Origin of the sequence: Planococcus salinarum (assembly GCF_007004625.1) — a bacterium.
GTDB classification, from domain to species: Bacteria; Bacillota; Bacilli; order Bacillales_A; family Planococcaceae; genus Planococcus; species Planococcus salinarum.
Map to the genome: position 1 here is coordinate 1 of NZ_VIFV01000053.1, position 5,829 is coordinate 5,829.

The 5,829-nt window shown below is 47.0% G+C and carries 5 protein-coding genes; 2 read left to right on the forward strand and 3 right to left on the reverse strand.

The features are described from left to right. Positions 1 to 375 precede the first annotated feature (375 nt). Positions 376 to 1,389 (forward strand): IS3 family transposase, encoded by a 1,014-nt coding sequence (locus tag DIJ65_RS15960; protein WP_230321471.1) that lies wholly within the window; start codon positions 376 to 378, stop codon positions 1,387 to 1,389. Between the two features lie 63 nt (positions 1,390 to 1,452). Here the strand turns inward: DIJ65_RS15960 and DIJ65_RS15965 are convergent, their stop codons facing one another. Then, on the reverse strand, positions 1,453 to 1,941 hold the full coding sequence (locus DIJ65_RS15965; protein WP_071151849.1) for an SRPBCC domain-containing protein: 489 nt from the start codon (positions 1,939 to 1,941) through the stop codon (positions 1,453 to 1,455). A 99-nt stretch (positions 1,942 to 2,040) separates the two neighbouring features. Here DIJ65_RS15965 and uvsE point away from each other — a divergent pair, with 99 nt between their 5' ends. Next, positions 2,041 to 2,922 (forward strand): UV DNA damage repair endonuclease UvsE, encoded by an 882-nt coding sequence (uvsE, locus tag DIJ65_RS15970; protein ID WP_071151850.1) that lies wholly within the window; start codon positions 2,041 to 2,043, stop codon positions 2,920 to 2,922. A 110-nt stretch (positions 2,923 to 3,032) separates the two neighbouring features. On the opposite strand, the gene DIJ65_RS15975 is transcribed toward uvsE, so the two are convergent. Next, on the reverse strand, positions 3,033 to 4,289 hold the full coding sequence (locus DIJ65_RS15975; protein ID WP_071151852.1) for a sensor histidine kinase: 1,257 nt from the start codon (positions 4,287 to 4,289) through the stop codon (positions 3,033 to 3,035). A 106-nt stretch (positions 4,290 to 4,395) separates the two neighbouring features. Beyond that, entirely contained in the window at positions 4,396 to 4,899 is a 504-nt protein-coding gene (locus DIJ65_RS15980; RefSeq protein WP_230321473.1) for a sigma-70 family RNA polymerase sigma factor, read from the reverse strand. Positions 4,900 to 5,829 lie beyond the last annotated feature (930 nt).

Below are 5,829 nucleotides of genomic sequence, written 5' to 3' on the forward strand. Positions count from 1 at the left end.
GTAAGATGGACGTAGCTCATGACAGAACCTCCGTGTAGTGTTGGTGTGGTAACTTACATTTTACACGAATCTGTCATGGGCCCTTTTTTTGTTTTGTAGGGTGTTGCACTTAATATTACAATTCGTCTCATAAAAAACCGCTGCCTATATAGAGTGACCCAATAAAATGAGACAAGGAAAAAACACCCCCAACGTCGTATGTAGTATTAACGACAATTTGGAGGTGTTTTTCTGTATGGGTTCAAAAAAACGATTCTATCCGGAGGAAGTTAAACAAGAGGTCATCCGAATGAAACTCAGTGGCGACTATACCAACGCTGAGATCATGGAGATTCATCAGATCAAAAACAGGTCACAAATCAAGACGTGGATGAAGTGGTACCAGGATGGAGAGACGAGTCGCCTGGCCCAGAATATCGGCAGACCCAACAGCTCTGCCAAGGAAATGAGCGAAGTCGAGGCGTTGAAGAAAAAAGTTTTCTATTACGAAATGAAAGAGGAACTGTTGGGAAAGTATCGGGAACTGGAAAGGGGGTGGAACCGGCCCTCTTCCTAGAACTGGTGGACTTGTTCAAAGCAAAATATTCCATCACGATGATTTGTGAATGCATGAGTGTCCCTCGCCCCACGTATTACCGTTGGCGTCAGAAGAAGTTCGACAAAACGGAATTGGAGAAAGAGATCATCGCCATTTGTGAGCAGTTGAAGTTTCGAGTCGGTCACCGGACAGTAAAAGGATTGTTGGAAAATGCCGGCACCCTTGTCGATCGGAAGACGGTGCAGCGCATCATGCAAAAATACAACAGCCAATGCCAGGTTAAACCAAAGCGAGCCAAGAAAATGGCCGGTGAAAGCAATTTGGTGGTGCCGAATCTATTGGAACAGAATTTCAAAGCGGACGCCCCCAACCAGAAATGGGTGACGGATATTACGTACCTCCCCTTCGGGGAAAGCATGCTTTACTTGTCGACCATCCTGGACCTGTATAACAACGAAGTGATTGCCTACAAAGTCAGTGACACGCAGAATGCCCACCTTGTGTTGGATACGCTAGAAATGGCTTGCCGGAAGCGCAATACGGCTGGAACCATTTTGCATAGTGACCAAGGCGCCCAGTATACATCGCATGCGTTTCAAGTGACGGCAAAAGAAAACGGCATTATCACCAGCATGTCCCGCAAAGGAAACTGCTTTGATAACGCCGTGATCGAATCCTTCCACTCCTCGCTAAAGTCGGAAGAATTCTATACCCTTGAGAAAAGGGTACGCTTAACCAATGCCATTGTACAACAAAAAACAGAAGATTACATGTATTATTACAACTACATTCGACCGTTCCAAAAATTAAACTGCCATTCCCCGATCGAGTATCGGACAATGGCAGCCTAGGTGTTTTTTCTAGTGTCTCAAATTACCGGGTCAGTTCAATAGAGGCAGCGGTTTTTTATGATTTCATTCAAATTCCACGGTCATGCTGGTGAGAAGGCGTTTGTACTCTTCGTGCCAATGCTGCCACTCGCTTTCGCGGTCGAGCCCTTCATCATCCAGAATCGCACCGATGGCGTCGAGGCAGACATGCCAGCCGGCCAAATCTTTGGCAGTCTGAGGCGTTATGCGCTGAATCGTTTCAATCAGGCGCAGCACGCTTGTGCCGGTGCCTTCCTCCTCCACTTCAAAGCGAACGTGATCAGCCCACCACTGAAAAGCGAAGACACGCCCTTCTTCGTAATCGGTAATTTCCAGCTCTTCTGCCGCTCCATTGCCACTATCAAAAATCAGCTTTCCACCTTTGCCGGATTCCCCCATACGCAATTCATCAAACCACTGCTGCAGACGGCTGTTGTCGGTCAGCATACTCCAGACCTCTCCAGTGCCGTGTTCCAACCGGCGTTCGAATACCGCTTTATAGCCCTTTTCCTGCTGCGTCAATTCGGCCCGCATTGTTTGCCCTCCATTCTTCAGCTTTTCCGCTGATTACAGTTCCTATTACGAATATTGTAACAGAATTTTGGGTATACTGGATGCAGGGAGATGAAGCATATGAGATTGGGTTATGCATGCATGAATACTGAACTGAAGACCGTTTTCCGGACGTTGCGGCTGGCAACAGCCCAAGTGGAAGGCACCGAAAAGATCAAGGAACTGACCCTCAAGAATATGCAGACGACACTTGACATCATAAACTGGAATCTTGCCAATGATATTTATTTCTACCGGGCGTCCAGCTCGATCGTGCCGCTATCGACACATCCTGTAAACACGTGGGTTTGGTGGGAAGACCCTGATTTCCTTTTTATTGCCGGACAGATTCGTGACCTCGTCGAAACTCATCAGATGCGGGTTTCGGTCCACCCCGGACAATACACGGTATTGAATTCACCAAGACCGGAAGTGGTGGAAAAAGCGATTGACGACCTTGTCTACCACGAAAAACTGATTGGTCTGATGGGCGGCAACGACATCATCATCCATACCGGCGGCGCTTATGGCGACAAGGAAAGTGCCAAGCGGCAATTTGCGGATACTTACCTGAAATTGCCGGAAGCGATCCGGAAACGGCTGCGCCTTGAAAATGACGACAAAACCTTCACGATACGTGATGTCCTGGATATCCATCAAATGTGCGGTGCGCCCATCTGTTTTGATATTCATCACCATAATTGCAACAATGACGGAACAGCAGTCGATTTTGCCGAGATTCTCGCCACCTGGGAAGGGTACGGCACACCAAAAATTCATATCAGCACAGGCAAGGAAGGCTTCACCGACCTGCGCCATCACGAACTGGTATCGGAAGAAGATTTCGATGAGCTGCTTTTGCTGCTCGGCGGAACCGATGCGGACATCATGTTCGAAGCCAAGTTAAAAGAACAGTCCGTCTTGCCGTTTCTTAAGACCTTGAATGAGAAAGCCAATAAGTGAATGCCAGTACTGAGGCAACCACAGAATTCCCATACAACCAATTATGAAATGCAAAAACCGGCTCGGAAAAAGCATTGCTTTTTCCGAGCCGGTTTTTTGGTTTGTCCGGTTTACAGTCCATATTTCGGGAATACCAATTTGAATACTGTTCCTGAACCTTTTTCGGAATTGACGATGATGGCACCTTTCATCTGGTGGATGACACTGTAGGTGACCATCATGCCCAGTCCGGTCCCTTTTATCTTATTCGAAAAATAAGGTTCCCCGAGACGCTCGACTTCTTCCTTGGTCATGCCGACGCCTGTATCCGCCACTTCGACGGTCACTTTTGCAGGCTGCGCTTTAATGCGCACGACCAATTCACCGCCCTCCGGCATCGCCTCTACACCATTGCGGATGATATTGACCATCGCCTGACGGAATTTCTGCCGGTCGCCTCGGATGCTGACATTTTCTTCACCTTTATGGCAAAGCAGCTCCACATCCCGGCTGTTTGCATAGGGGCCGAGAAGTTTCAGCACTCCGCATACTTCGTCACTCACAGACATGCGCTCCAGTTCGCCGTAAACCGGCTTGGCGTAAATGAGGTAATCATCAATCAGACTTTCAGCCGCATTGATCTCGTTCAGGATGGTATCGTGGAACTCCAGCTGTTTTTCACGGTTGTAATCATACACTTGCATCAGCTGGATGAAGCCTTTGATGCTTTGGATTGGATTTCGCAGTTCATGGGAAACAGCCGCCGCAAAATGGCTGACGCTTTCCAGTTTTTCATGCTTCATCAAAGTATTGAGCAAAAGTTCCTGCCGTACAATGTGTTCAATCAGCAGGGCTGTGAGCACGATCATCATGCCCTGGTTCAGCATCAGCATGAGCCAGATGCCGATGATGTCATGAATCGGGTCGCCGAACAAAAGATAGCCGGCAAACATATTGAACAGTAATGACAGGATGGAAATGACAAAAACCGTTATGACTTTCATGGTGCGTTCCATTCGCATATAAGCGGGACGGATGAACGGAACTCCGGCTGCAATGACAAATTGGTTAAGGATGGCGATATACATCCCGTCCCCACCGATCCAAATCCGGCCGACCGCTGAAACCACGAACAGCACAGCAGATATTACAGGACCGCCGTACAGCGCTCCCACGATCAACGGCACCTGCCGCAAATCGAAAATATATTCATCTGTCAGGAATTGATAAGGAAATAACATGCAAAGGATGATGGATATTGAAAAAAGGATTGTCATCGTAATCCGGTAATCGACAAAGAAATTGCGCTTACCTGCTCCGGCCAGCATCTGGTACAGCACAATCGGGAAAATGATGAAAAATATATTGTTGATCATGCCGGTCATCATTTCAAACAAATTCAGCACCTGCTTTCCAAACTGCTTATGCGAAATTTATTATACAGGAAATTGATGACCGTAAAACTTTTTTCCGTAAATATAAATTGGCGGCATATCACTCCCGGTTCCGGAAAGACTCGCTTTCTTTGATTTTCTCCAGCAGCCTGGCTTTCTTCTTCTTCATCCCTGCCACCGAAATGCCGTACAGCTCCGCCAGCTGTTTAATGCCTTTGTCCTCAACAAACAATTCATGCAGCAATCTTCTTTCCTTCTCCTTCAACGGGATTCCGGCGACCCATTCGGGCAGTTTTTCCTCCTGCACCGGCATTTCCAGTTCTTCAAAATGGCTCCCTTCTGACAGCAGAAACAATTTCGCATATCTCCCTTCGCGGGCCAATTCATCCAGCATCGCTCCGTGCACTGAGCGAAAGGCGTAAGGAGTAAAATCCCCTTTGTCTCCATCAAAGCGGGACCACGCCTGCCAAAGTGCCACTTTCCCAACTTGGCGGTAAACTTCATAATCACGGTAAATATGCATTTTTCTGATCAGCGCTGAAATCAACGGCGCATATTGCTCTTCCACTTCAATGAAATCTTCCATTCCTTTAAACTCTTCCATGTTCGTTTCCTTCTGAACGTTCGTTTATTCCCGGGTAAATCCAGATTAAAATAAGTCTTCCCAGTGCACCAATCACAGAAAAAGCAGATTGCTGTGCACAAACAAGTTATTTGATGGACATTGAAAATTTCATTATGAATGAAAAATTGCCTGGAAAGTTATTTTTCCTGCCAAAAGGTATTGGCTGAAATTTCTTGCGGCTCATTTATTTCCCGGGAAATCAAAAGAGGCTGAGTGGAGCGATTCCCCAGCTCACAATATCTCCGTTTCGACGCTGCTGACATTGGCCATCGTGCCGATCGTCTATGAAGTGACGGCGAAGTTCAGACGGAAAGAATTGAAGTAGAGGTTAAGAGTAAGTTCAAGAGCTAGTTCAAGAGCTAGTTCAAGAGCTAGTGATAGATGGATGGAGCCCTCCGGTCGGAGGGCTCCTATTTTTGTGGGTGGATTTTGGGTTGGAGTTAGATTTGGGTTTGGAGGGTGTGGAATCTTTGGGAATAGTTGAGGAATTTTCTAAGCGCAACTAAATGGATTGTAACCGCAACTAAATGGATTGTAACCGCAACTAAATGGATTGCAACCGCAACCAACGCGAAACTAACTTGAAATATTTTACATAAATATTTTAAAACTAAAAATTAGAGCGGATTTTATTCCCACCGCACCTCGATCGCGCCTAACCGCACCTCATTTGCCTCAAACCGCACCCCAAACTGTTTTACCCGCACCTCAGCCCCTTCAAGCCGCACCCCACGCAACTCCACACAAAAAATATAGATAATATTTCCAGCCAATAACATCCCCAAATCGAGTAGGAGGGAGCGATTAACTCCCGACCTCTCACACCACCGTACGTACCGTTCGGTATACGGCGGTTCAATTAAGATGCATAACGCAAAGTTTCATAACGTGCTACCAGACTTTTGAGCC

Excerpts from the sequence above, each read along its gene's own strand:
- DIJ65_RS15965 (WP_071151849.1), bottom strand. The coding sequence starts at position 1,941 with ATGCGGGCCGAATTGACGCAGCAGGAAAAGGGCTATAAAGCGGTATTC.
- uvsE (WP_071151850.1), top strand. The coding sequence starts at position 2,041 with ATGAGATTGGGTTATGCATGCATGAATACTGAACTGAAGACCGTTTTC.
- DIJ65_RS15975 (WP_071151852.1), bottom strand. The coding sequence starts at position 4,289 with ATGATGACCGGCATGATCAACAATATATTTTTCATCATTTTCCCGATT.
- DIJ65_RS15980 (WP_230321473.1), bottom strand. The coding sequence starts at position 4,899 with ATGGAAGAGTTTAAAGGAATGGAAGATTTCATTGAAGTGGAAGAGCAA.